Origin of the sequence: Actinoplanes utahensis (assembly GCF_016862455.1) — a bacterium.
In the GTDB taxonomy this organism is placed as follows: domain Bacteria; phylum Actinomycetota; class Actinomycetes; order Mycobacteriales; family Micromonosporaceae; genus Actinoplanes; species Actinoplanes utahensis.
Genome location: NZ_BOMZ01000070.1, coordinates 1 through 24,467 on the forward strand (window position 1 = coordinate 1; position 24,467 = coordinate 24,467).

A 24,467-nucleotide genomic window follows, 5' to 3' on the forward strand; every position below is an offset into this window, starting at 1 on the left:
AGGCGCGCGTTCCCCGGCCGCTCCGGCCCGAGGCGCGCGTTCCCCGGCCGCTCCGGCCCGAGGCGCGCGTTCCCCGGCCGCTCCGGCCCAGGGTGCGAGGTCGCCGGCAGGCGGAGTGGAACCCCCGGGGCGGGCCGCGTGACCGGGCTCGTCGTGGCGTCGTGCACGGTGGCGGCGGCCGGTGTGCTGCTGCTGCCCTCCGGGCGGCTCCGGTTGCGCCGCGCCCGCCCGGCCGGCGAGCCCTCCGGCGAACGGACCCGGCTGCTCCTCTCGGTGCTGCTGGGACTGGCCGTGGCCGGCCTGATCGGCACGGTGTGGGGCGTGCCGGCCGGAGTGGCGACCGGGGTCGGCGTGGACCGGTTCCTGCGCGGTCGAGAACCCGCGGAGGTACGCCGAGAACGCGAGGAATCCTTGGCCGACCTGCCTCTCGGGCTTGATCTGCTGGCCGCGGCGCTGAAAGGCGGCGGCGCGGTGGACGGTTCGATCACCGCGGTCGCCGAAGCCCTGGGCGGCCCACTGGGGGAACGCCTGAAGCGCACCGCCCGGTCCCTGCGACTCGGTGCGGACCCCGCCGAGGCCTGGGCGCACCTGGCCGGGATCCCACAGGCCGACCGGTTGATCGCCGCCGCCGTCCGGTCCAGCGCGAGTGGCGGCGCCCTCTCCGGGGCTCTGGAACGCCTCGCCGGTGACCTGCGCGCCGACCGTGCCGTGGCCGTGGAGGCCGCCGCCCAGCGCGCCTCCGTCCTCATCGTCCTGCCGCTGGGCCTGTGCTTCCTGCCCGCTTTCCTGCTCGCCGGCCTGGCCCCGGTCCTGCTCGGCATCCTCCGCGGCGTGCTGTGACAGGCACCCCGCCGTCGAGACCTGCGGCGTCCGGGCGAGAGAGCCACGGAGATCTGCGGCGTCCTGGCTTAGAGAGCCACGGAGATCTGCGGCGTCCGGGCGAGAGCCATGGAGATCTGCGGCGTCCTGGCGAGAGAGGTACCGAGATCTGCGGTGTGCTCCGAGCGAGCCGCCAGTGAGACCCACGGCGCCATCCGGCGGTGCCGTGCTGCGAAACCCCAGGTGTGGCGTGACGGGCGCCGCACCGAACGACCGAGGAGGTCCTGTGCACAAACTCATCGCCCGCTTCCGGCGGCTTCAGACCGAGGCCGCCGATGCCGGAATGAGCACCGTGGAGTACGCCGTCGGCTTGCTCGCCGCGGTGGCCCTGGCCGGTGTACTGCTCAAGGTGGTGACGAGCAGTGCCGTGCAGTCGGCGCTCAACGCGATCATCGGCAGGGCGCTGAAGTGAGGTGGCGCCGGCAGCCCGGTCACGTCCGGGGTCCCGGGGTGGGCCGGTTCCGGCGGTCCGATCGTGATCGGGGCGCCTTCACCGCCGAACTCGCGGCCGGGCTGCCGGCGCTCATGCTGCTGCTCGGTGTCGGCCTGACCGCGGTGACCGCGGTGACGACCCGGATGCAGTGCCTGGACGCGGCACGGGAGGCGGCTCTGGCCGGGGCACGCGGGGAACCCGCGACCGCGGCGGCGGCCCGCGTTGCACCGGAGGGCGCGGCCATCGAGGTGGGCGGCACCGCGGACAGCGTCACCGCCGAGGTCTCCGTCCGGGTCCGGATGCTCGGCACCGACCTGCCGGGCCTGATCGTCCGAGGCCGCGCGACCGCAGCCCGTGAACCCGAGGAGGCGGCCCTCCCATGAGACGCAGCGAGGGAAGACCCAACGAGGGGAGGTGCGGGGAGGGCAGACACACCGAGGGGAGGCACAGCGAGGCGAGGCGCGGGATTCGGGAGGACCGTGGGGCGGCGTCGATCCTGGTGCTGGCGACGGGGTTGGTGCTCGTACTCGTGGGGGCGGCGGGCTCGGCCGTCGGCGCCGCCCGGATCGCGCGGCATCAGGCCCGGGTGGCGGCCGATTTCGGCGCGCTGGCCGGCGGTGTCCATGCCATCGAGGGAGAAGCGGCGGCCTGTGCCGTGGCACGGCGTTACGTCGAAGCCAACAGCGCCGCCATGACCGGCTGCACGGTCACCGGCCGGGAGATCGTCGTCGCTACCGCGGTGCCCCTCGGTTTCCTCCCCGCGAACGCGGAGGCGGCCGCCCGGGCCGGACCGGTCACCGATCCCCTGGAGCGATGAACGACGCGTTCCGGCATGCGGGGCGGGGTCAGCGGGAGGCGTCATCGTACAGGGGCTTCCCAGGGGTGGAACGGCGTTGTGGGCTGATGCCGGCCGACCGTGGCTCGGCGTCCGCCGGGGGCGGCGTGGCCGCACCGGAAGCGGCGTCGGCCGCGGACACCTGCCGTACGTCCGCGATGGCCTTGCGCAGCTTCTGGCGGAGCCAGCGGCCCAGGGGCCGTTCGACGTACCGCTGCACCAGCCAGGCCACGCCGAGCACCAGCAGGATCGCCCCCAGGATCAGCGTCCACGCGGGCAGCCCGGTGTGTTCGTGGGCGTGCCGGACCACGCTGTATCCGATGCGCTGGTGGAGCAGATAGAACGGGTAGGTGAGGGCGCCGGCGGTGGTGAGCCAGCGCCAGCGGATCCGGTCGGTCCAGCCCAGCGCGATGATCAGGATCAGCGCGAAGGAGAGGGTGACGATCAGGACGCCGGGCCAGGTCGGCACGTCGAAACCGGGCTTGACGTCGGCGACCCGTTCCTCGACCCGTTTCACGCTGACCAGCCAGGCGAAACCGATGATCGCGAAGAGCAGGGGGGAGCGGCCGAACCTGTAGATCAGGAATGCGGCTATTCCGGCGATGAAATAGGGCGCGTATTCCGGGATGGCGAGGATGGTGATGATCCGGCTGTCCAGGGTCGGGCCGATCACGGCGACGACCATCCAGGCCGCGCAGAAGATCACCGTTCGGCGATAGGTCAGCCCGAATGTGACGAGTGCGGCGAACAGCAGATAGAAACGCAGTTCGACGAAGAGTGTCCAGTACACGGTGTCGACCAGGGGGATGCCCAGCGGCTCCTGGAGCATGGTCATGTTGACCGCGATCTCCCGCAGGTCCGGCGTCCCCTCGACGGGCAGCCCGCCGCTGACCGGCAGAAGGGTGATCACCACGGCGGTGATCAGGACACAGACCCAGTACGCCGGGTAGAGCCGGCTCACCCGGGACACGAAGAAGTCCCCGAGACCGCGCCGCCAACTGCTCATGCAGATCACGAACCCGCTGATCAGGAAGAACAGCTCGACACCGAGGAAGCCGTAGATGGCCAGGTGGGAGAAGCTGGGCAGGAAGTGACTCGGCGGATTGACCCCGTCGATGCGCCACGCGACGCTCAGGTGGTAAACCGCGACCGTCACCGCGGCGATCAGGCGCAACCCGTCCAGGGCCGCGAGGCGTGGCCCCGGGGGCTTGCTGCCGCCACCGGTCTCTGTGTGTGCTTCGTCTCGGGTCATCGGGGAGGCAGGCTACATCTTCAGTGCAATGAATTCGACACGTCGCGGTGAGATGTGACGCTTCCCTTCGGGCGCAGTTGATCGGTGGACGTCAATTCGACCGATTTAATTGATCGCGGCGAGCACGGTGTCGAGGACCCGCACCGCGTCCTGCTTGTTCAACGGATTGTTCCCGTTTCCGCACTTGGGCGACTGCACACAGGACGGACAGCCGGACTCGCAGCCGCACGACGCGATCGCCTCCCGGGTGGCGCGCAGCCACTCGGCCGCGGCCCCGTACGCCCGCTCGGCGAACCCGGCGCCCCCGGGATGCCCGTCGTAGACGAAGACGGTCGGCGCCTCGGTGTCCGCGTGGTTGGCCGTGGACAGCCCACCGATGTCCCACCGGTCGCAGGTGGCGATCAGCGGCAGCAGCCCGATCCCGGCGTGTTCGGCGGCGTGCAGCGCCCCGGGGAACTCTCCCGGCTCGATCCCGGCGGCGGCCAGGGCCTGCGGTGACACGGTGAACCAGACCGCGACCGTACGCAGTTCACGCACCGGCAGATCCAGCGGCCGGGTGTCGATCACCTCGCCACTGCCGAGCCGTCGCCGCTGGTAGGAGACGACCTGGTTGGTGACGTCCACGTCGCCGAGGAACAGCCCGACCGGCCCGGCGTCCACGTACGACCGCACGTTCACCACCGACAGGTTCGTGACGTCCCGGGCGTGCGTGGTCCAGTCCGGCTCCTCCTGGTGCACGAGGGCGATGGAGTCCTCCAGATCGAGGTCGTCCACCACGTACGACACGCCCTGATGAAGGTGGACCGCGCCCGGGTGCAGCATCGAGTGCGACGAGCCGTGGTCGACGGTGCCGAGCAGCCGCCCGGTGGCCGCCTCGACCACCGCCACCGGCGCCCCGCCGGTGCCCCGCAGGTCGACTTCGGGCCGGCCGCGATGGGTCCAATACCACCCGGACGGGCGACGCCGCAGCACCCCTTCGGCGGCCAGCTGCTCGACGATGGCCGGGGCCGGATCGCCGAACAGTTCGAGATCGGCGTCGGTGATCGGGGCCTCGGACGCGGCGCAGCAGAGTTGCGGCCCGAGCACGTACGGGTTCCCCGGGTCGAGCACCGTCGCCTCCACCGGCCGCCCGAACACGGCTTCCGGATGGTGCACGAGGTAGGTGTCGAGCGGATCGTCCCGGGCCACCAGTACGGCGAGCGCCTCGCCGCCGGACCGTCCGGCCCGGCCGGCCTGCTGCCACAGCGACGCCCGGGTCCCGGGGTAGCCGCAGATCAGCACGGCGTCCAGTCCGGCGAGGTCGACGCCGAGCTCGAGCGCGTTGGTGGAGGCGAGCCCGAGCAGTTCCCCGGAGAGCAGCGCGCGTTCCAGCGCCCGCCGGTCCTCCCGCAGGTAGCCGCCGCGGTAGGCGGCCACCCGCTCGCCGAGGCCGGGCACCGCCTCGTCGAGCGACTGCCGGGCCAGGGACGCGACCACTTCGGCCCCGCGCCGGGACCGGATGAACGCGAGCGTCCGGATGCCGTTGACCACAGAGTCGGTGAGCAGGTCGGCGGTTTCTCGCAGAGCTGATCGGCGGACCGGGGAGGCGTCCTCGGCGGAGTGGTCCTCCAGCAGTGGCGGTTCCCACAGGGCGAACGTGACGGCGGCCCGCGGCGAGGCATCTGCTGTGACAGCTGTCACAGGAACGCCGGTGAGGCGGGAGGCGGAGCCGGCCGGATCGCCCGAGGTCGCCGAGGCGAGGACGAAGGTCGGGGAAGCGCCGTACCGGGCGGTGGCCCGGCGCAGGCGGCGCAGCACGTGCGCCACGTGCGAGCCGAACACGCCCCGGTAGGTGTGGCACTCATCGATGATCACGTACCGCAGACGGCGCAGGAAGACGCCCCAGCGGCCGTGTCCTGGCAGCAGGCTGTGGTGCAGCATGTCGGGGTTGGTGAGCAGGAACCGAGAGTGCTGCCGGATCCATTCCCGCTCCTCACGCGGGGTGTCGCCGTCGTACGTGGCGGGCCGGACCCCGTCGATCCCGAGCCGGTTCAGAGCCCGCAGCTGGTCGGCCGCGAGCGCTTTGGTGGGTGACAGATAGAGCACAGTCGCTCTAGGGTCCGTGGCGAGCGCGCTGAGTGCCGGCAACTGGTACGCGAGGGACTTGCCCGACGCCGTCCCGGTGGCCAGCACGACGTGCGTGCCTTCCCAGGCGAGGGTGGCCGCGGCCGCCTGATGTTCCCACGGAGCGGTGATCCCCTGTGTCGAGAAGGCGTCCCGGACCCCGGGGCCGGTCCACTCGGGCCACGGCGCTGTGCGACCCTCACGTGCGGGAACCTGCTCGACATGGGTGACCGGCGACACCGCCGATGCGGCCGCCCGTGCCCGCAGCCGGTGCAGCAGTTCGGCGGGACCGAAGGCGGTGGAGGTCACGCATTGCACTGTGACACCGGTTGGCCCCGAACCTCAAACGGGTAGGACGGTGGGTGCCACGCGTCGCCCCCGAACGGTCGGTGGTTAGATTTCGCGGGGGGAGAGATCAGGGAGGAGGACCGATGGAGCTGTCACTCACGACCCGGACCGTCGCCGGGCACACCGTGCTCGAGGTCGGCGGTGAGGTTGACGTTTACACCGCCCCCCGGCTGCGCGAGCGCCTCATCGAGCTGGTGGACGCGGGCGCGCGCGACGTGGTCGTGGATCTGGAACGGGTCGACTTCCTCGATTCCACCGGGCTGGGCGTGTTGGTCGGGGCCCTGAAACGGCTGCGTACGGCGCATGGCACCTTCGGGTTGGTCTGTGCCAAGGAACCACTTCTCAAGATCTTCCGCATCACCGCACTCGACCAGGTCTTCCCGATCTTCGCGAGTGTCGAGGCGGCCACCGAGCGCGACGGCAGCGGTCCCGCTTCGTGATGGCTACCGTTCGGCTCTCCTTCTCACCGGCTCCGGTGCACGTGCGCACCGCCCGCCTGGTCGGCGTCGCCGTCGCCCGGCGGGCGGGTGTCGCGGAGGAGTTGCTCGACGAGGTCCGGCTCGCCATCGGTGAGGCCTGCACGCGGGCGGTCGCCCTGCACCGCCAGTACGGCCTCACCGACCTCGTCACCGTGGAGATGTCCGACTCGGACTCGTACACGGTCCGGGTCATCGACCACGGCCCGCTGGAGGCGAGCGTGGGCCTGACGAAACTGCCGCCGGACGAGCTTGCCGACGAGTCGCTCACCGACGACGCGCTCACCACCGGCGTCGGGTTCGCGCTGCTCGCCGGCTTCGTCGACGACCTTCAGGTGCGCCCCGTCGAGGACGGCTCCGGCACCGAGGTCCGCATGGTCTGGCCGGTCACCCGCCGCTGACACGTGTGGTCGCGGCGCGTATGACGACCACTGCGGTGGACGTGGCGCGCCCGAACGCGACTGCGGTGTGTACAGCCGGGCGCGCATAACGGCCGAACCGACACACGGCAGCAACTACGGCACGCCCGATTCGGGCGATATTTCAGGAAATAGCGGGATAGTAACCGCGAGAATCCGGATGCTTACCCCAGTCCGTACGTCCGAGATCCTTTCCGGACTAACACAGCGGTGATCATCATCGCGACACGGCTGGTGCTACATGTGACGACCGACACGTATGCCCTATACAGTACGCGAGTTGACAGCTACTGCTGGTCCCGCGTCCGCGGGGCCGGCCGGTCGTTCCCCGGCCCCACGGGGAATGCGCCCGGGGTCTCGTCCGTCACCCGGGTGCCATTCGGCGTACAGGAGGACATGGATGTCCGGGACCTCGATAGACCTCGCCGCCGAGGGTGGCGGAGTGTCCCTGAGCGGGTCAAACATCACTTTCGTCGTCGTCGCGCTGGTGTTCGCCCTGGTGGCGCTCGGCTTCGCGGCGGCGTTCGTTCAATCGGTTCTGCGCGCCGGGCGCGGCACCCCGAAGATGCAGGAGATCGCGGGCGCCGTGCAGGAGGGCGCGTCGGCGTACCTGTTCCGGCAGTTCAAGACCCTCGGCGTCTTCGTCGTCATCGCCGTGGTTCTGCTGTTCCTCCTGCCGGTGCACGCGACCGACAACGAGACCTGGGTCAGGATCGGGCGCTCGCTGTTCTTCATCGTCGGCGCGGTGTTCAGTGCGTTCATCGGCGGCGCCGGGATGGCTCTGGCGACGCGGGCCAACCTGCGGGTGGCCGCGGCCGCCGGTGAGCAGGGCGGCCGGGAGAAGGCGATGGGCATCGCCTTCCGTACCGGTGGTGTGGTCGGCTTCCTCACCGTCGGCCTGGGCCTGTTCGGTGGCGCGCTGGTCGTGCTGATCTTCCGCGGGGACGCGCCGACGGTCCTGGAGGGCTTCGGTTTCGGCGCCGCGCTGCTGGCCATGTTCATGCGGGTCGGCGGCGGCATCTTCACCAAGGCCGCGGACGTCGGCGCCGACCTGGTCGGCAAGGTCGAGAAGGGCATCCCGGAGGACGACCCGCGCAACGCGGCGACCATCGCCGACAACGTGGGCGACAACGTCGGCGACTGCGCCGGCATGGCCGCCGACCTGTTCGAGTCGTACGCGGTGACCCTGGTCGCGGCCCTGATCCTGGGTTCGGCGGCGTTCGGGCAGGACGGCCTGATCTTCCCGCTGATCGTCTCCACGATCGGTGTGCTGATCGCGATCATCGGCGTCTTCATCACCCGGCTTCGGGCCAGCGACCGCAACGGTCTCACCGCGATCAACCGGGCCTTCTACATCTCGGCCGTGATCTCCGCGATCGCGGTGGCCGTGGTCAGCTTCGTCTACCTGCCGAGCACCTTCGCCGGCTTCGGTGACGCGGGCATCTCCGAGGAGATCCTGAACAGCGGGCAGGACCCGCGCTGGGTCGCGGTCGGCGCGGTCGTGATCGGCATCGTGCTGGCGGCCGCCATCCAAGCGTTGACCGGCTACTTCACCGAGACGAACCGGCGCCCGGTGCGGGACATCGGCCAGTCGTCGCAGACCGGTGCGGCCACCGTGATCCTGGCCGGCATCAGTGTCGGCCTGGAGTCGGCGGTCTACTCGGCGCTGCTGCTCGGCGCCGGCGTCTTCGGTGCCTTCCTGCTCGGCGGCTCGTCGCTCACCCTGTCGCTGTTCGCGGTCGCGCTGGCCGGCACCGGCCTGCTGACCACGGTCGGCGTCATCGTGGCGATGGACACGTTCGGCCCGATCTCGGACAACGCGCAGGGCATCGCGGAGATGTCCGGCGACGTCGACGAGCGGGGCGCGCAGATCCTCACCGAGCTGGACGCGGTCGGCAACACCACCAAGGCGATCACCAAGGGCATCGCGATCGCGACCGCGGTCCTGGCGGCCACGGCGCTGTTCGGGTCGTACACCAACAGCCTGGCCAGCGCGCTGACCGAGGCCGGGGTGGCGAACGTCGGCAACGAGATCCTCGCCCAGCTGAACATCTCCAATCCGCGCAGCCTGGTCGGCCTGCTGATCGGCGCGGCAGTGGTGTTCCTCTTCTCCGGCCTGGCGATCAACGCGGTCTCCCGTTCGGCGGGGGCGGTCGTGATGGAGGTCCGGCGCCAGTTCCGGGAGTTCCCCGGGATCATGGACGGCACGCAGCGCCCCGAGTACGGCCGGGTGGTCGACATCTGCACCCGGGACGCACAGCGTGAGCTGCTCACTCCGGGTCTGCTGGCGGTCATGGCGCCGATCGCGGTGGGCTTCGGCCTGGGCCCGGGCGCGCTCGCCGCCTACCTGGCCGGCGCGATCGGCACCGGCACCCTGATGGCGGTCTTCCTGTCCAACTCCGGCGGCGCGTGGGACAACGCGAAGAAGCTGGTCGAGGACGGGGCGCACGGTGGCAAGGGCTCCGAGGCGCACGCCGCGACGGTCATCGGCGACACGGTCGGCGACCCGTTCAAGGACACCGCCGGACCGGCGATCAACCCGCTGATCAAGGTGATGAACCTGGTCTCGCTGCTGATCGCCCCGGCCGTGGTGGCCTGGACCTACGGCAGCGACGCGAACCCGGCGCTGCGGATCGGGGTGGCGGTCCTCGCGGTCGCGATCGTGACCGCCGCGGTGGTCTGGAGCAAGCGCAAGCCGATCGCGCTCGGTGACGACAGTTCGGCGGCCGTGGCGGCCGGCGCGGCGGACGCCACGAAGGCGGCCCAGGACGCCCGCACCAGCGAGTCGACACGGATCAAGGACAACGTCTGATCAGCTCCTACCAGGACGAAAGGCACCCGGGAGACCGGGTGCCTTTGTCTTTGAACTCGATCGAGGCGTGTGGAGTATCCGGCGATGGCCGTACCCTGCTTCCATGCGCGCGGTCCGACCGATCTCCCTGGCCCTCGTCGTCGTGCTCGCGGTGCCGCTGGCCGCCTGTTCCGGCCGGCCCGGCGCGCAGGCCTGGGCGGCGCTGGTGTGCACCACGTTGAGCCCCTGGCGTGCCGAGATCGACTCGCTGACCAGCCGCACTCAGCAGCAGATCACCGCCGAGACCAGCGCCGGCCAGGCGAAGGAGAACCTGGCCCGGCTCTTCGGCGGCGCCGCGGTCGCGAGCGAGCGGGCCCGGGCCGGGGTGGAGAAGGCGGGCGTCCCCGACGTGACCAACGGTGAGGCGATCGCCACCGGTTTCCTGGACTCGCTGGCCGGCATCCGGGACGCCTACGACCATGCCCGCACCGGCATCGAGGCGCTGGCCACGAATCCTCCGAAGGCCTTCTACAACGAGGTCGGCAAGGTCGTCGAGCGGCTCTCCGCCGATTACCAGCAGAGCAGCCTGGACACCGAGACCCTGGAGTCGGTGGAACTGAGACAGGCTTTCGACTCCCTCCCCGAATGCCGATGACCACCGACGCCGGGTGGCCGCTGATCCCGCGGGAGGTGCTTCCGCCTCCTGTCCCGGTGGTGCGGCGCGCCGTCCATCGTGGTTCGGCAGGTCCGCGGCCGGGTCATCAGCTGACCATGTTCGGCGCCGAGACCACCGAGCCGTCACCGGCCGACCTGATCGGCCTGCTGGCGGGTCCCGGGCATCTCGGGCGGATGGGCGGCACGGCCCGGGTCACGGTCCGGGTGGACGCGGCCTGGCGGGTTCACGTGCTGGTCAGCGAGCTGGTCGCGCGCGGTCTGAAAGCCACCTGGGCGCCGGTCGAGGAGGATCAACCCCACGATCAAGATCATGATTTGGTACGGGCGGACGAGCTCAGCCCCGCGAAAGAGGCGAACGACACGTCGGTGAACCCGTCGACGGAGGACGAGCCGGGCCCCACGGAGCCCGATCCCGAGCCGGAGCAGCCCGAGGAGCCGCCTGCGACGATCTTCGAGGTGCGTACGGCGTACTCCCGAAGATTGAATGCTCTTGCACAGGCCTGGCCGGAGGCATCCGCGCAGCTCTTTCTCTCCGGACCGCGCCTGCGGTTGTGGGTGGCCGCCGCCGGTGGGCCGCACCGCGGTGGCTGGGCGCTCGGCCTGGATCCGGGCAAGGATCCGGAGCCGGTGGACGCCGCGCTGGTGCGGGCCGGGCTGGCCGGCCGCGTGTCGGATGACGGACGGCGCTACGCCATCGCCGGCGCGAAACGCCTGCGCCGGCTCGCTGAGCTGGTCGGGGACCGCCCACCAGCGGCCCCGCCGGAGTCATGGCCGAGTGTTCTGGTCGCGTGATCTTCACCGATTGTGTCCGACATTACAGTCACTTCCCGGTGTACGGTGTCGCGGTCAGACGCATGCGGTGGCCGGACCGTTACCATCCGACTGCGGGCTGCCCCGGGAATGTGGGCTCGTCCGGCGCGTTACGTTGAACGTCTGTGCTCCGCCGGAGGCGAGCGGGGAGTGTTGAGGGTCAAATAAGGAGTGCCGTGCCGAGTAACGCCAGGTTGACGCGTCTGGTCATCGTCGAGTCCCCGTCGAAGGCCAAGACGATCGCCGGTTACCTGGGCCCCGACTATCTGGTCGAGGCCTCCGTCGGCCATATCCGCGACCTGCCGAAGAACGCTGACGAGGTCCCCGAGGAGTTCAAGGGCCAGCCTTGGGCGCGGCTCGGCGTCGACGTCGACAACGGCTTCCATGCGCTGTACGTGATCTCCGAGAAGCGCAAGCAGCAGGTGGACAAACTCAAGCGGATGGCCCGTGAGGTGGACGAGATCCTGCTCGCCACCGATGAGGACCGCGAGGGCGAGGCCATCGCCTGGCACCTGGTCGAGACGATCAAGCCCAAGGTGCCGATCAAGCGGATGGTGTTCCACGAGATCACCAAACCGGCCATCCAGGCCGCCGTGGCGAACCCCCGCGACATCGACCGTTCCCTGGTCGACGCCCAGGAGGCCCGCCGCATCCTGGACCGGCTGTACGGCTACGAGGTCAGCCCGGTCCTGTGGAAGAAGGTGATGCGCGGCCTCTCCGCGGGCCGTGTGCAGTCGGTCGCCACCCGGATCGTGGTCGAGCGCGAGCGCCAGCGGATGGCGTTCCGCTCCGCGGAGTACTGGGACATCCAGGCTCACCTGGCCGTTCAGGGGCAGGTCGAGGGCGCCCGCGCGTTCCAGGCCACGCTGATCGCGCTGGACGGCGACCGGATCGCCACCGGCAAGGACTTCGAGCCCACCACCGGGCAGCTCAAGGCCGGCTCGACCGCGGTGCAGTTGGACGGCGACGGCGCCCGCGGGCTGGCCGCCCGTCTGGAGGGCCGCCCGTTCACGGTGACGCGGGTCGAGGAGAAGCCGTACCGCCGCAAGCCGTACGCGCCGTTCATCACCTCGACGCTGCAGCAGGAGGCGGCCCGGAAGCTGCGGAACTCGTCGCAGCAGACGATGCGCACCGCCCAGAGCCTGTACGAAAAGGGCTACATCACCTACATGCGTACGGACTCGGTGAACCTCTCCGAGACCGCCGTGGCCGCCGCCCGCCGGCAGATCGCCGAGCTGTACGGGGCGAACAACGTGCCGCCGCAGCCGCGCAAATACACCACCAAGGCCAAGGGCGCCCAGGAGGCGCACGAGGCGATCCGTCCCGCCGGAGACAACTTCCGCACCCCGGGCGAGGTCGCCAAGGAGCTGACCACCGACGAGTTCAAGCTCTACGAGCTGATCTGGCGCCGCACCATCGCGTCGCAGATGACCGACGCGGTCGGCAACTCGGTGAGCGTCCGGATCCGCGCGACCACCGCGGCGAACGAGGAGGCCGACTTCGCCGCCTCCGGCAAGACCATCACCGACCCCGGCTTCCTGCGCGCCTACGTGGAGTCGTCGGACGACGAGAGCGCCGAGGCGGAGGACGCCGAGCGCCGCCTGCCGAACCTGGTGAAGGATCAGCCGCTGACGGCCGACCAGCTGAACGCGCTGGGCCACCACACCTCGCCGCCGGCCCGCTACACCGAGGCCTCGCTGGTCAAGGCCCTCGAGGAGCTGGGCATCGGCCGCCCGTCGACGTACTCGTCGATCATGCAGACCATCCAGGACCGCGGGTACGTGGAGAAGCGCGGCCAGGCGATGATCCCGTCGTTCCTGGCGTTCGCGGTGATCGGCCTGCTCGAGGGGCACTATCCGCGACTGGTGGACTACAACTTCACCGCCGCCATGGAGGGCCAGCTCGACGACATCGCCGCCGGCGACGGCACCCAGCTGGACTTCCTCACCTCCTTCTACTTCGGGGCCCAGGGCACCGGGGTGGACGAGGAGATCGCGAGGGCCGGCGGCCTGAAGAAGATGGTCACCGAGAACCTCAGCGCGATCGACGCCCGCGAGGTCAACTCGATCCCGCTCTACGTCGACGAGGAGAACCGGCGGGTCGTCGTCCGGGTCGGCAAGTTCGGGCCGTACCTGCAGCGCAAGCTGGTCGACGGCGGCGAGGACGCGCCCGAGGACAAGGCGTCCATCCCGGAGGGCCTGGCGCCCGACGAGTTGACCCGGGAGAAGGTCGAGGAGCTCTTCCTGGCCGGCAACGGCGACCGGACCCTCGGCGACGACCCGGCCACCGGTGAGCCGGTGCTGGTCAAGTCCGGCCGCTACGGGGCGTACGTGCAGAGTGGCGATCGCAGCTCCTCGCTGTTCGCCTCCCAGTCGCCGCAGACGCTCACCCTGGACCAGGCGCTCCAGCTGCTGTCGCTGCCCCGGCTGGTCGGCAAGGACCCGGACGGCAACGAGATCATCGCCCGCAACGGCCGGTACGGCCCGTTCATCCAGCGGCTCAAGGACTCCCGCTCGCTGGAGAGCGAGGACCGGCTGTTCACCGTCACCCTGGAGGAGGCGCTGGCCCTGCTGGCCGCGCCGAAGACCCGCGGGCAGCGGGGGGCGGCCAAGCCGCCGCTGGCCGAGCTGGGCCCGGATCCGGTGACGCAGAAGCCGATGGTGGTCAAGGAGGGCCGCTTCGGGCCGTACGTGACCGACGGCGAGACCAACGCGACGCTGCGGCGCGGCCAGACGCCCGAGGAGCTGACCGCCGAGCAGGCCGCCGAGATGCTGGCGGAGAAGCGGGCGAAGGGCCCGGCGACGAAGCGGGCGCCGGCGAAGAAGACCGCGGCCAAGAAGGCGCCCGCCAAGGCCGCGGCCGCTGCCGACGGTGAGACGCCGGCCAAGAAGGCGCCGGCCAAGCGGGCCACCGCGGCGAAGAAGACGACGGCGGCGAAGAAGGCGGCCCCCGCCAAGAAGGCCGCCCCGCGCAAAGCCGCTACGGCCGCCGAGTAGCGGGGTTTCCGCCCGGCTGGCTCGCCGTGCTGTGTCAACGCCGTTGAGACAGCAGTGAGAGCCAGCCGGACAGGTCTTCAACTGCCGAGGACGCGGTTCAGGTATTCGTTGGTGAAGACCCGGTGCGGGTCCAGGCGGTCACGCACGGCGAGGAAATCGTCGAAGCGGGGGTACGCCGCCCGCAGTGACTCCGCGTCCCGATAGTGCAGCTTGCCCCAGTGCGGCCGGCCGCCCAACGGCGTGCAGACGTTCTCCAGGGCCCGGAAGTACGGCTCGTACGGGCTGCCGAGGTACTGGTGCACGGCGATGTAGGCGGACTCCCGGCCGTACCCGTGCGACAGCCACACGTCGTCCGGCCCGGTGAACCGCACCTCGACCGGGAACTGCACCTTGAACGGCAACCCCTCCATGATCGTTGCGAGCGCGTCCAGGACCTCGGGCAGGGCGGCGCGCGGGACCTCGTACTCCATCTCGGTGAACTTGACCTTGCGCGGGGAGCAGAAGACCTGATCCGAACGCCCGGTGTAGGTCCGCGCGCTCAGAGCCCGGGCCGCGACGGCGCTCAGTGCCGGAACCGCCGCGGGGAACCGCCGCCCGACCGAGCAGACGCCCTGCCAGACGGTGTTGGACAGGAGATCGTCGTCGAGCCAGCCCCGGAACCGCGACAGTGGCCGGTCGTCCTGCTCCACCCGCCGGTTGCGCTTGAGCGAGGTCCGGTTCGTGTACGGGTACCAGAAGAACTCGACGTGGTCGTACTCCGGCAGCCACTGGTCGATCCCGGCCAGCACATCCGGCAGCGGCATCGGCTGCTCCTCGGCGAGCAGCGTGAACGCCGGCACACAGCGCAGGGTCACCTGGACCAGCACGCCGAGCGCGCCGAGGCCGAGCCGTGCCGCCGGGAACTCGGGGGCGCCCACGGCGTACCGCTCGACCTTCCCGGCCGCGGTCACCATGGTCACCGCCTCGACGCAGGAGGCGAGCGTGGCGTGCCCGATGCCGGTGCCGTGCGTGCCGGTGGAGATCGCCCCGGCGACGGTCTGCGCGTCGATGTCACCCAGGTTCGGCATGGCCAGGCCGTGTTCGGCCAGCACCGTGTTGAGAACGGCCAGCGACATCCCGGCCTCGACGGTGACCAGCGGCCCGTCGACCGAGACGAGCCGGTTCAGCCGATGCACGAACATCCGCTGGTCGTCGGCGACGGCGATGGCGGTGAACGAGTGGCCGCTGCCGACCACCTTGATCCGCCGCCCGCTTTCCACGGCCTGGTTCACTCGAGTGGCGACTTCGTCGATGTCGGCGGGTGTCAGCACATCGGCGATCGATTCCTGATTACGGCCCCAGTTGGTCCAGCGGCGGGCGTTGACGGGTGCGGTCATTCGGGCCTTTGTCCTCCATCCGAGCGGACACCGTCACCCGGCGTCCCGTCGATGCGCCTCGCTCGTTGATCCGAGTAACGTTCGATTTAACACTGAGATCTATTCGCGACCACGAGCCCGATCGCCGTGGATAGGTCTCACTGCTGAGAGGGAGTGGCGACGCGTGTCGACACCAACCGTCAGCACCGGACCGCTGAGGCGGGTTCCGGTGCAGGGCAGAAGCGTTGCCCGGGTTCAGCGCATGCTCGACGCCTGCGCCGAACTGGTCGACGAGGTGGGCTACGAGGGCCTGACCACGACGCTCCTCGCGGAGCGCGCCGAAGTCGCCATCGGCTCGGTCTACCAGTTCTTCCCGGACAAGCGGGCCATCGTCCAGGCGCTCGCGCTGCGCAACATGGACGCGTACCTGCAGAGCCTGTCCGATCGGTTCGCCGGCGAGACGTACACCCATTGGTGGGACGCCGTCGACGGAGCCATCGACGCCTACATCCACATGCACCGCAGCGTGCCCGGTTTCCGGACGCTGCACTTCGGTGACGTCGTGGACCTGCACCTGCTCGACTCGGACCGGGACAACAACGCGGTCATCGCCGAGCGCCTGGCCGAGCTGCTGGTCGAGCAGTTCAAGCTGGCCGACCGGGGCCGCCTGCGGTTCGCGCTGCAGATCTCGGTCGAGGCCGCCGACGCCCTGATCAAGCTGGCGTTCCGCCGGGATCCGGGCGGCGACGAGTCGGTGCTGACCGAGGCCAAGGCGTTGATAAGGGAATACCTGCACCGCCACGTGTCCGCCTGACGGGTCACCCCAGGAACGCACGGCCTTCTCCCCGGTAGGTAGGGGCCGGCGAGGCTGTCCCGCCGTCGACCAGCTGCAGCTCGTTGACGTGTTCACAGAGCTCGCCGGCCTTGGCGTGCCGGAACCACACCCGGTCGCCGGGGCGCAGCTGCTCGGCGGCCGCGCCCAGCAGCGGCGTCTGCACCTCGCCGGCGCCCTCGTCGGCCTTGAACCGCAGGCCCTCCGGGAGCCACGGGACCGGCAGGCGGGACGCCTCGGGCGCGCCGGAGGCCACCCAGCCGCCGCCCAGCACGGTGGCGATCCGCGGGGCCGGACGGCGCACCACGGACAGCGCGAAGAACGCCGCCGGGGTCGGCTGCCAGGTGCGGTAGGTGTCGAAGAGGGTGGGGCCGTAGAGCCCGGATCCCGCGGTGACCTCGGTGACGGCCGGATCGGCGCTGGTCGCGGCCACGCTCCCGGTGCCGCCGCCGTTGACGAACTCCAGGTCGGCGTGGGCGGCGACGGCGCGAACCGCCGCTGCTCGGCGCTCCCGCAACTCCGGGAGCGCCCGGCTCTGCATCATCCGGATGGCCCGGGCCCGCAGCGCCTGGCCGGGCGGGTTGTCGCCGACGCCGGCGATGTGCGCCTCGTAACACATCACGCCGACCAGGCGGAATCCCTCGCGGCCGGCGATCGTGGCGGCCAGCGCCCCGGCCTGGGCGGCCGAATGGACGGGGGAGCGGCGCACGCCGATGTGCACCGGCCCGGCGGGGCGCCAGGAAGCATCCAGATCGATACACAGGCGTACGTCCGGGCGCGCGCCCGGCTCGACGACCTGATCGACCAGGGTGAGCTGGGACGGATGGTCCACCATCAGGGTGATCGCCGCGGCCAGCGCCGGATCCGACGCCAGTTCGCGCAGCGCGGCCCGGTCGGCCGTCGGATAGGCCACCAGGACGTCGTCGGTCACGCCGGAGCGCACCAGCCAGACCGCCTCGGGCAGGGTGTAGGCCATCACGCCGTGCCAGCCCGGCCGGGCCAGGACCCGTTCCAGCAGCGCCCGGCAGCGGACCGACTTGCTGGCGACCCGGATCGGCTTGCCGCCCGCGCGGGCGGTCAGCCGCTCGGCGTTGTCGTCGAAAGCGGCCAGGTCCACCACGGCGACCGGGGTCTCCAGGTGACCGGTGGCGCCGTCGAGCCGCCGGCGCAGAGCGATGCGGTCTGTGAGCACGCCAGCACGGTATCCCGTGACGCGGGTAACACGAAAGACATTCATCTCTGCTCCACCCGATCGTGGTTGCCCCACACCTCGTGGGGCGGGCGGTTACAGTGCTCCGAGCACTGACCACGGGAGGTAGGGCCATCAACACCGACACACCGCCGGATCCGGGGCCCGCCGACCTGACCGGTGTCGCGGCGCTCCGCTCCGTCCTCCGGCGACGCGGTTTCCGGCGTCTTTGGCTGGTGCTCGCGGCCGCCTCCTTCGGCGACTGGATCGGCCTGCTCGCCACCGCGCTCTTCGCCTCCGCCCAGTTCGAGAACACGGCCGCCCAGGGCGCCGCGTTCGGCCTCACCGTCGCCGTGCGCCTGCTCCCCGCCCTGGTCCTCGGGCCGATCGCGGGCGTGCTCGCCGACCGGTTCGACCGCCGCTACACCATGGTCATCGTCGACCTGCTGCGCTTCTTCATCTACGGGTCGATCCCGCTCGTCCCGCTGCTCGGCGGCTCCCCGACCCTCACCGTCACCTGGGCCACCGTGGCCACCCTGATCGGCGAGGCGATCACGCTGATCTGGATCCCGGCCAAGGAAGCCGCGGTCCCCAACCTCATCCCGAAGTCGCAGATCGAGATCTCCAACCAGCTCACCCTGATCACCACGTACGGGATCACGCCGATCCTGGCGGCGCTGCTGCTCTCCGGGATGACAGCGGGCCTCCAGCAGTCCGGTGTCTCCCTGCCCGACTGGGCGCAGCCGGTGCAGATCGCCCTCTACATCAACGCGCTCTCCCGGCTGGCCACCGCGATCGTGGTGTTCTTCGGCATCCGCGAGATCGGCGGCAAGAGCGAGGAACGCCGTAAGGCCGCCGAGCAGAGCATGACCACCCAGTTCGTCGAGGGCTGGAAGTTCATCGGCCAGACCCCGATGGTCCGCGGCCTCGTCCTGGGCATCTTCGGCGCGTTCACGGCCGGCGGTGTGGTGATCGGCGCGGCACGCACCTTCGCCTACTCGCTCGGCGCCGGCGAGGCCGCCTTCTCCCTGCTCTTCGGCGTGATCTTCATGGGCCTGGCGTTCGGCATCGGGCTCGGCCCGATGATCGTCAAGGACCTCTCCCGCCGCCGCTGGTTCGGCATGAGCATCGTGCTGGCCAGCGGTTCGGTGATGTTCCTCGGCCTGTCCATCCACCTGTCCATGGCGCTCGTCGGCGCGCTGATGGTCGGCGCCGGCGCCGGCATGGCCTTCCTGTCCGGCACCACCCTGCTCTACGGCGAGATCGCCGACGAACTGCGCGGCCGGGTCTTCGCCGTCGTGCAGATCGGTGTGCGGACCGTCCTGCTGCTGGCCATCACGCTCGCCGGTGTCCTGGTCGGCCTCGGCAGCTCCCGGCGGGTCGAGCTCGGTCCGATCGCGTTCGACGTCTCCGCCACCCGGGTGCTGCTGTTGGTGGCCGGCGCGATCGGGATCTGGGTCGGCATCGGCTCGTTCCGGCAGATGGACGACAAACGGGGTGTCCCGGTCTTCGCCGACCTGATCGGCTCGCTGCGCGGCCGGCCGCTGTCGCCGCCCGAGGAGTTCGCCCGCGCCGGCATCTTCGTGGTCTTCGAGGGCGGCGAGGGCGCTGGGAAGTCCACACAGGTCAACCGGCTCGCCGACGCGCTCAAGGCGGAGGGCCGGGACGTGGTCGTCACCCGGGAGCCCGGAGCCACCGACATCGGCGCCCGGATCCGGGGACTGGTGCTGGACACCCCGGAGGGGCCGTCGCCGCGGGCCGAGGCGCTGCTCTACGCCGCCGACCGGGCCCACCACGTCGCCACGGTGGTCCGGCCGGCCCTGGCCCGCGGGGCCGTGGTGATCAGCGACCGGTACGTCGACTCGTCGCTGGCGTACCAGGGCGCCGGTCGTACCCTGCCGGTCCAGGAGATCTCCTGGCTGTCCGCCTGGGCCACCGGCGGCCTCCGGCCCGACCTGGTCGTCCTCCTCGACGTGGACCCCAATGTGGGCCTGACCAGGGTGGACGCCCGGGGCGCCGGCGCCGACCGGCTGGAGAGCGAGTCCCGCGCCTTCCACGAGCGGGTCCGGTACGCGTTCCTCGACCTGGCCGCCAACGACCCCAAGCGTTACCTGGTGCTGGACGCGTCCCGCCCGGTCGACGAGATCGCCGAGACGGTCGCCGAGCGGCTGTCCACGCTCCTCGCCCCCGCCGCCGCCTGAACCCGCATGTGTGGTTCGGGCGTCCGGCACGCCCTCAGCTCTTTTCCGGCCGGTCCGGCACGCCTTACCTCTTTTCCGGCCGGTCCGGCACGCCTTACCTCTTTTTCGGGCGTCCGGCACGCCCTCAGCTCTTGAAGAGGTGCAGTGGGACGGCTGCCGCCATCGCGGCCATGCCGGCGTCGTTGGGGTGCAGGTGGTCGCCGCTGTCGTAGGCGGCGGCCAGGCGCAGCGGGTCGGCCGGGTCACGGACTGCGGCGTCGAAGTCGATGACCCCGTCGTACTCGCCGGAGGTCCGGATCCAGCTGTTCAGAGCGGACCGCTTGCGCTCGTTCTCCGGGTTGTAGAAGCCCAGGGTGTCGTCCTTGAACGGCAGGATCGTCGCACCGTACGCCCGTAGCCCCGCCTGCCGGGCCCGCGTGATCAGCTGACGGTGCCCCCAGATCAGATCGTCGGCCGAGACCACCTCGCCGGGCGGGGCGGCCGTGCCCGGATGACCGAGATCGTTCACCCCGAGCAGCACCACCAGATGTGTGGCGCCCGGCTGGGCCAGCACGTCCCGGTCGAAGCGGCGCAGGCCGCTCTGGGCGAAGTACGCCGCGTACGCCTCGGCCGGGCTCCCCGCCGGCGGGTTCGGATCGTGCAGCAGCCGATTGCCGGAGACCCCGACGTTCGCCACCCCGAGCCGGATCCCGGTCGCCCGGAACCGGGCCGCCAGACGGTCCGGCCACCGGTGGTTGGCGTTCGTCTCGGTGTTCGCCCCGTTGGTGATCGAGTCGCCGAGGGTGACGACCGTCCCGGCGCCGCCGTGCACGCTGATCCCGGAGAGGAACAGGTACTGCGTGATCGTGCCGGTGGGCGTGATCCGCCGGGCCGCGGTGACGTTGCCGGTGGCCAGCGCGTTCTGCTGGAAGGCGAAGGCGGCCACCGTGGTCACCGGCGTCGGCTCCGGCAGGTGGATGCTGACCAGCAGGTCGTCCCCGCCGCGCACGGACAGCGCGATCGGATCGCTGACCAGCGGCGCGCCGGCCGGCACGGTGACCGACGAGCGCCCGCCGAAAGTGACCGGCCGATCGCTGCCGGACCGGGCGTCGGTGCTCGCGCCCGCGCCGGCCCGGATCGCGACACGCACCTCGCCGATCCGTAGCGGCGTCGTGCCGAACTCGTTGGTGAGCCGCAACTGGATCCGGTTGCCGCCGACGCTCAGGTGCGCCACCTGACGGACGGTCTGATCGGCCAGGGTCAGCGGGGTGCCGGGTGGGACGGTGGTCGGCGCGGCGGCCCAGGTGGTGTGCCAGCCGTCGTCACGGCCTCCGGCGTTCCAGCCGTCGTCACGGCCTCCGGCGTGCACCAGTTGGGGGATGGCGGCGCCGGCGATCGCGGCGCCGGAGGCCAGGACCAGGACCTCGCGACGAGTCGACATGGGCACTCCGAAAGTTTCGGAAACGGAGGAACGATCGTTCGTAACGTAGGTCGGATCGATCGGGTCGGTCAAGAGCGGGTTTCCTGTGCCGTACATTGACGTTTGTCGGTGCTTATGCTTAATGTTTCGGCCACTGATCGAAAGTTTCGGGAGGGCTGATGGGAAAGCGACGTACCGTCCTGGCCGGCATGCTGCTGGCCGTGGCCACCGCCGTGAGCGGCGCCGCGCCGGCCGTGGCTGACCCCGCGTCGGCGGCCGACCCCGCATCGCTGCGGGCCGCGGCGCGCGGGACCGGCGTGCGGATCGGCACCGCCGTCGACATGACCGCGCTCGCCGACGACGCGGCGTACCGGGCTGCCGTGGCGCGCGAGTTCGACAGCGTGACCGCCGAGAACGTGATGAAGTGGGAAGCCGTCGAACCGGAACGCGGCCGGTACGACTGGGCGGCGGCCGACCGCCTCGTCGACTTCGCCCGCGCCAACGGGCAGGTGGTCCGCGGGCACACGCTGGTCTGGCACAACCAGAACCCGGCCTGGCTCACCGAGGACGCCTTCACCCCGGCCGAACTGCGCAAGATCCTCCGCGATCACATCCGTGCCCAGGTCCGCCACTTCAAGGGCCGCGTCTACCAGTGGGATGTGGTGAACGAGGCGTTCAACGACGACGGGACACTGCGCGACACCATCTGGCTGCGGGCGCTCGGTCCCGGTTACATCGCCGACGCGTTCCGCTGGGCGCACGAGGCCGACCCGAAGGCGAAGCTGTACCTCAACGACTACAACAACGAGGGCATCAACGCGAAGAGCGACGCCTACTACGCCCTGACCAAGCAGCTACGGGCGCAGGGGGTCCCGGTGCACGGGTACGGCATCCAGGGCCACCTCGCCCTGCAGTACGGCATCCCGGACACCGTGCTGCCGAACGTCCGGCGCTTCGACGCGCTCGGTGTGCAGACCGCGTTCACCGAGGTCGACGTCCGTATGCAGCTCCCCGCCGACCAGATCAAGGTCCAGGCCCAGGCCCAGGGCTTCACCAGCCTGCTGCAGGCCTGCCTGCTGGCCCGGCACTGCGTGTCCTACACGGTCTGGGGATTCACCGACCGGTACTCCTGGGTGCCGGACGTCTTCGAGGGGGAGGGCTCAGCGACCCCGTTCGACGAGCAGTTGCAGCCGAAGCCCGCGTACCACGCTCTGCGCAACACGTTCCTGCTCGCCCGCCGCTGAGCCGGCGCCATCCGGGCCTTCGGCGGTCCGGGCTCCGATCGTCCTGGCTTCTCCGGTCGTCCTGACTTCTCCGGTCGTCCTGGCGGCGTGATGATCAGCCCTTCCACAGGGTGGTCATCATCGCCTCCAGGGCGACCTGCGGTTTCACGTTTCGGTCGATCTCGTCCCGGCAGGCCAGGACCGCCTCCAGCCGGCGCAGCGTGCTCTCCGGCGACCACTTCTCCGCAGCCGCCGAGGACACCGCGGCGAGATCGCTGTGCACCACCGCCACCGGCGCACGCCACGAGGTGACCAGCACGTCCCGGTAGAAACCGATCAGATCCTGCAGCGCCCGGTCCAGCGCGTCCCGCTGGGAACGGGTCGCCCGCGCCTTCTGGGTGCGCTCCAGCTCCTTGAGCTGACCGGCCGCCCCGCGCATCGCCGAAGTCGCCCCCTTGCCCGTCCCGCCCGCGCCGAGAGCACGCTCCAGGGCGGCCCGCTCGGTGGTGTCGAGCTCGGCGACCGCGTCGGCCGCCTCCTGTTTCGTCGCCGTCTCCAGTTTCGCCGCGACCTCGAAACAGGCGCCGATGCTGGTCAGCCGGCGCGGGATGGCCAGCACGTCATCCCGCCGGCCGCGGGCCTCCGGATCAGCGGCCAGCTGCCGGGCCCGCTCGATGTCGCCCTGCGCGGCCGCCGCGGCCCAGTCGGCCTGCTCCGGCGCCATCCCGTGGCGCTGCACCAGGAACTCGGCGAGGGCGGACGCCGACGGCTGCGCCAGCGAGACCACCCGGCACCGGGAACGGATCGTCACCATGATGTCGTCCGGGTGCACCGACGGCGTGCAGAGCAGGAAGACGGTCCGCGGCGACGGCTCCTCGATCGCCTTCAGCAGCGCATTGCTCGCCCGCTCGCCGAGCCGGTCGGCATCCTCGACGATCACCACCTGCCAGCGGTTGCCGGACGGTGCACTGGCCGAGCGCAACACCAGCATCCGCGTCTCCTTGACACCGATGCTGAGCCCCTCGGTCGTCACCACGTGCACGTCCGCGTGGGTGCCGACGAGCGTGGTGTGACAGCCGTGGCACTCGCCGCAGCCGGCGCCGTCCCGCTCGCACTGCAGGGCCGCCGCGAACGCCCGGGCCGCGACCGTGCGGCGGGCGCCCGGTGGGCCGGTGAAGATCCAGGCGTGGGTCATCCCGCCCGGATCCGGATCGCCGGCCATGATCCGGGCGGCGGCCGCCGCGGCCCGGCGCAGCGTCCCGACCGGCTCGTCCTGGCCCACCAGCTCGGAGAAGACATCATGCGGACTCACCCGACGATGGTATTGCGGGGGTCCGACAGAAACCCTCACCGGTACGAGTTGATCACATATTGTAGTTGCTTTCGGGTGTCTTTGTAACGCTCTGTGGTCAGCGCCGAGTTATCCACAAAGGACGCGCGACCGTAGCGGGACGGTCACTCGAGCGGGTACGGTCTCAACCCGGAACGCGACGGCGACATGACGCGCGGTGAGGAGCCATGGATGGCCCGCGAGATCGACGAGGCGTGGATCGACGAGGCGATCGAGCGGTACCGGCGCGTCGAGGACCTGCACGCCGGCTTCGAGAAAGCGGTGGCCGCCCACACCGTGTCGGTGCACTCGCCGGATCAGTCGATCGAGGTGGTGGTCACCGCCGCGGGCGACATCGTGGACGTCCGCATCCACGATGGACTGCGTCATCGTGAGCCATCCGAGTTCGCCCGCGAGATGCGCGCCGTCGTGACCAGCGCGGCCGAGGCCGCCCGCTGGGCCCGCGAGAAATTGCACGGTGAGGTTTTCGGATCGTTGCGCACGCTTGAGGAGCACTGACGTGGACCGGCTCGCCGACCAGATCGACCATGCCGCGGAGACTCTGGCCACCATGGACCGACGCCTGCCAGATCTGGTGCCCGCCGCCGCGATCTTCGGCGCCGACGACACCGGACGCCCGGGCCGGATCGGCCGCGCCCTCTACGCCGGCTGGTCCGCAGTGCTTGCCGCCCGGGCCCGCGAGGCCGCCGACGCCGCGGCCCAGCTGACCGATCTGGCCCAGTCCGTCCGCGCCGGCAGCCATGCCTACACCGAGACGGACGATCTGGTCCGCCGCCGCTTCCTGCGAGGCCTGTGATGCCCCTCCTCCCGCTTCCGCGCGCCCCGCTTCCGCGCGCCCCGCTTCCGCGCGCCCCGCTTCCGCGCGCCCCGCTTCCGCGCGCCCCGCTTCCGCGCGCCCCG

Annotated in this window: 21 protein-coding genes; 15 read left to right on the forward strand and 6 right to left on the reverse strand. The window is 71.0% G+C overall.

Features of this window, described 5'->3' with window-relative positions:
• Positions 1–138 precede the first annotated feature (138 nt).
• The 4 genes from Aut01nite_RS23860 to Aut01nite_RS23875 all read left to right on the forward strand — a co-directional run bounded on the left by Aut01nite_RS23860 (position 139) and on the right by Aut01nite_RS23875 (position 2,129).
• Positions 139–840: a type II secretion system F family protein gene (locus Aut01nite_RS23860; protein WP_043522742.1), complete on the forward strand. Its 702-nt coding sequence runs from the start codon at positions 139–141 to the stop codon at positions 838–840.
• A 265-nt stretch (positions 841–1,105) separates the two neighbouring features.
• Entirely contained in the window at positions 1,106–1,291 is a 186-nt protein-coding gene (locus tag Aut01nite_RS23865) for a DUF4244 domain-containing protein (protein ID WP_043522740.1), read from the forward strand.
• 38 nt (positions 1,292–1,329) lie between these two features.
• Positions 1,330–1,695, forward strand: coding sequence for a TadE family type IV pilus minor pilin (locus Aut01nite_RS23870; protein WP_043522739.1), 366 nt, complete (start codon positions 1,330–1,332; stop codon positions 1,693–1,695).
• Positions 1,692–2,129 (forward strand): Rv3654c family TadE-like protein, encoded by a 438-nt coding sequence (locus Aut01nite_RS23875; RefSeq protein ID WP_083998503.1) that lies wholly within the window; start codon positions 1,692–1,694, stop codon positions 2,127–2,129. Before Aut01nite_RS23870 ends, Aut01nite_RS23875 begins: the two co-directional genes overlap by 4 nt.
• 28 nt (positions 2,130–2,157) lie before the next feature.
• Here Aut01nite_RS23875 and Aut01nite_RS23880 read toward each other — a convergent pair whose 3' ends face one another.
• Positions 2,158–3,399 carry an acyltransferase family protein gene (locus Aut01nite_RS23880; RefSeq protein ID WP_052163229.1) on the reverse strand — a complete coding sequence of 414 codons (1,242 nt, stop codon included), beginning with the start codon at positions 3,397–3,399 and terminating at the stop codon, positions 2,158–2,160.
• A 105-nt stretch (positions 3,400–3,504) separates the two neighbouring features.
• Positions 3,505–5,820, reverse strand: coding sequence for a DEAD/DEAH box helicase (gene sftH / locus Aut01nite_RS23885; protein WP_043522737.1), 2,316 nt, complete (start codon positions 5,818–5,820; stop codon positions 3,505–3,507).
• A gap of 113 nt (positions 5,821–5,933) precedes the next feature.
• Between sftH and Aut01nite_RS23890 the strand changes: the two genes are divergently transcribed.
• The 6 genes from Aut01nite_RS23890 (at position 5,934) to topA (ending at position 14,017) form a co-directional block, all read left to right on the forward strand.
• Positions 5,934–6,290 carry an STAS domain-containing protein gene (locus Aut01nite_RS23890; RefSeq protein ID WP_043522735.1) on the forward strand — a complete coding sequence of 119 codons (357 nt, stop codon included), beginning with the start codon at positions 5,934–5,936 and terminating at the stop codon, positions 6,288–6,290.
• On the forward strand, positions 6,287–6,727 hold the full coding sequence (locus Aut01nite_RS23895; RefSeq protein WP_043522733.1) for an ATP-binding protein: 441 nt from the start codon (positions 6,287–6,289) through the stop codon (positions 6,725–6,727). Before Aut01nite_RS23890 ends, Aut01nite_RS23895 begins: the two co-directional genes overlap by 4 nt.
• A 418-nt stretch (positions 6,728–7,145) precedes the next feature.
• Positions 7,146–9,557, forward strand: a complete 2,412-nt coding sequence (locus Aut01nite_RS23900) for a sodium-translocating pyrophosphatase (RefSeq protein ID WP_043522732.1) — start codon at positions 7,146–7,148, stop codon at positions 9,555–9,557.
• A 103-nt stretch (positions 9,558–9,660) separates the two neighbouring features.
• Positions 9,661–10,191: a hypothetical protein gene (locus tag Aut01nite_RS23905; protein WP_043522731.1), complete on the forward strand. Its 531-nt coding sequence runs from the start codon at positions 9,661–9,663 to the stop codon at positions 10,189–10,191.
• Positions 10,182–11,003, forward strand: a complete 822-nt coding sequence (locus tag Aut01nite_RS23910; protein WP_043522730.1) for a hypothetical protein — start codon at positions 10,182–10,184, stop codon at positions 11,001–11,003. Before Aut01nite_RS23905 ends, Aut01nite_RS23910 begins: the two co-directional genes overlap by 10 nt.
• Before the next feature lie 194 nt (positions 11,004–11,197).
• Positions 11,198–14,017 carry a type I DNA topoisomerase gene (topA, locus tag Aut01nite_RS23915; RefSeq protein ID WP_043522729.1) on the forward strand — a complete coding sequence of 940 codons (2,820 nt, stop codon included), beginning with the start codon at positions 11,198–11,200 and terminating at the stop codon, positions 14,015–14,017.
• Between the two features lie 77 nt (positions 14,018–14,094).
• Here topA and Aut01nite_RS23920 read toward each other — a convergent pair whose 3' ends face one another.
• Positions 14,095–15,393: a D-arabinono-1,4-lactone oxidase gene (locus Aut01nite_RS23920; protein WP_043522727.1), complete on the reverse strand. Its 1,299-nt coding sequence runs from the start codon at positions 15,391–15,393 to the stop codon at positions 14,095–14,097.
• A 163-nt stretch (positions 15,394–15,556) separates the two neighbouring features.
• On the opposite strand from Aut01nite_RS23920, the gene Aut01nite_RS23925 reads away from it, so the two are divergent.
• Positions 15,557–16,186, forward strand: a complete 630-nt coding sequence (locus tag Aut01nite_RS23925) for a TetR/AcrR family transcriptional regulator (protein ID WP_043522725.1) — start codon at positions 15,557–15,559, stop codon at positions 16,184–16,186.
• 4 nt (positions 16,187–16,190) lie between these two features.
• On the opposite strand, the gene Aut01nite_RS23930 is transcribed toward Aut01nite_RS23925, so the two are convergent.
• Positions 16,191–17,396, reverse strand: coding sequence for an amino acid deaminase/aldolase (locus tag Aut01nite_RS23930; RefSeq protein ID WP_043522723.1), 1,206 nt, complete (start codon positions 17,394–17,396; stop codon positions 16,191–16,193).
• 110 nt (positions 17,397–17,506) lie between these two features.
• On the opposite strand from Aut01nite_RS23930, the gene tmk reads away from it, so the two are divergent.
• Complete coding sequence (gene tmk / locus Aut01nite_RS23935) at positions 17,507–19,594, forward strand: dTMP kinase (RefSeq protein WP_173476639.1); 2,088 nt, start codon at positions 17,507–17,509, stop codon at positions 19,592–19,594.
• Between the two features lie 124 nt (positions 19,595–19,718).
• Here tmk and Aut01nite_RS23940 read toward each other — a convergent pair whose 3' ends face one another.
• Positions 19,719–21,014, reverse strand: a complete 1,296-nt coding sequence (locus Aut01nite_RS23940; RefSeq protein ID WP_043522722.1) for an SGNH/GDSL hydrolase family protein — start codon at positions 21,012–21,014, stop codon at positions 19,719–19,721.
• A 158-nt stretch (positions 21,015–21,172) separates the two neighbouring features.
• Here Aut01nite_RS23940 and Aut01nite_RS23945 point away from each other — a divergent pair, with 158 nt between their 5' ends.
• The gene (locus Aut01nite_RS23945) at positions 21,173–22,237 is read left to right on the forward strand and encodes an endo-1,4-beta-xylanase (protein ID WP_043522721.1); all 1,065 of its coding nucleotides are present in this window, start codon (positions 21,173–21,175) and stop codon (positions 22,235–22,237) included.
• A gap of 94 nt (positions 22,238–22,331) precedes the next feature.
• Here Aut01nite_RS23945 and Aut01nite_RS23950 read toward each other — a convergent pair whose 3' ends face one another.
• Positions 22,332–23,528: a DNA polymerase III subunit delta' gene (locus Aut01nite_RS23950; protein WP_043522719.1), complete on the reverse strand. Its 1,197-nt coding sequence runs from the start codon at positions 23,526–23,528 to the stop codon at positions 22,332–22,334.
• 210 nt (positions 23,529–23,738) lie between these two features.
• Between Aut01nite_RS23950 and Aut01nite_RS23955 the strand changes: the two genes are divergently transcribed.
• Positions 23,739–24,065 (forward strand): YbaB/EbfC family nucleoid-associated protein, encoded by a 327-nt coding sequence (locus Aut01nite_RS23955; RefSeq protein ID WP_043522717.1) that lies wholly within the window; start codon positions 23,739–23,741, stop codon positions 24,063–24,065.
• 1 nt (position 24,066) lies between these two features.
• A complete protein-coding gene (locus tag Aut01nite_RS23960) occupies positions 24,067–24,363 on the forward strand; it encodes a hypothetical protein (protein ID WP_043522715.1) in 297 nt (98 codons plus the stop codon).
• The last annotated feature ends 104 nt before the right edge of the window (positions 24,364–24,467 follow it).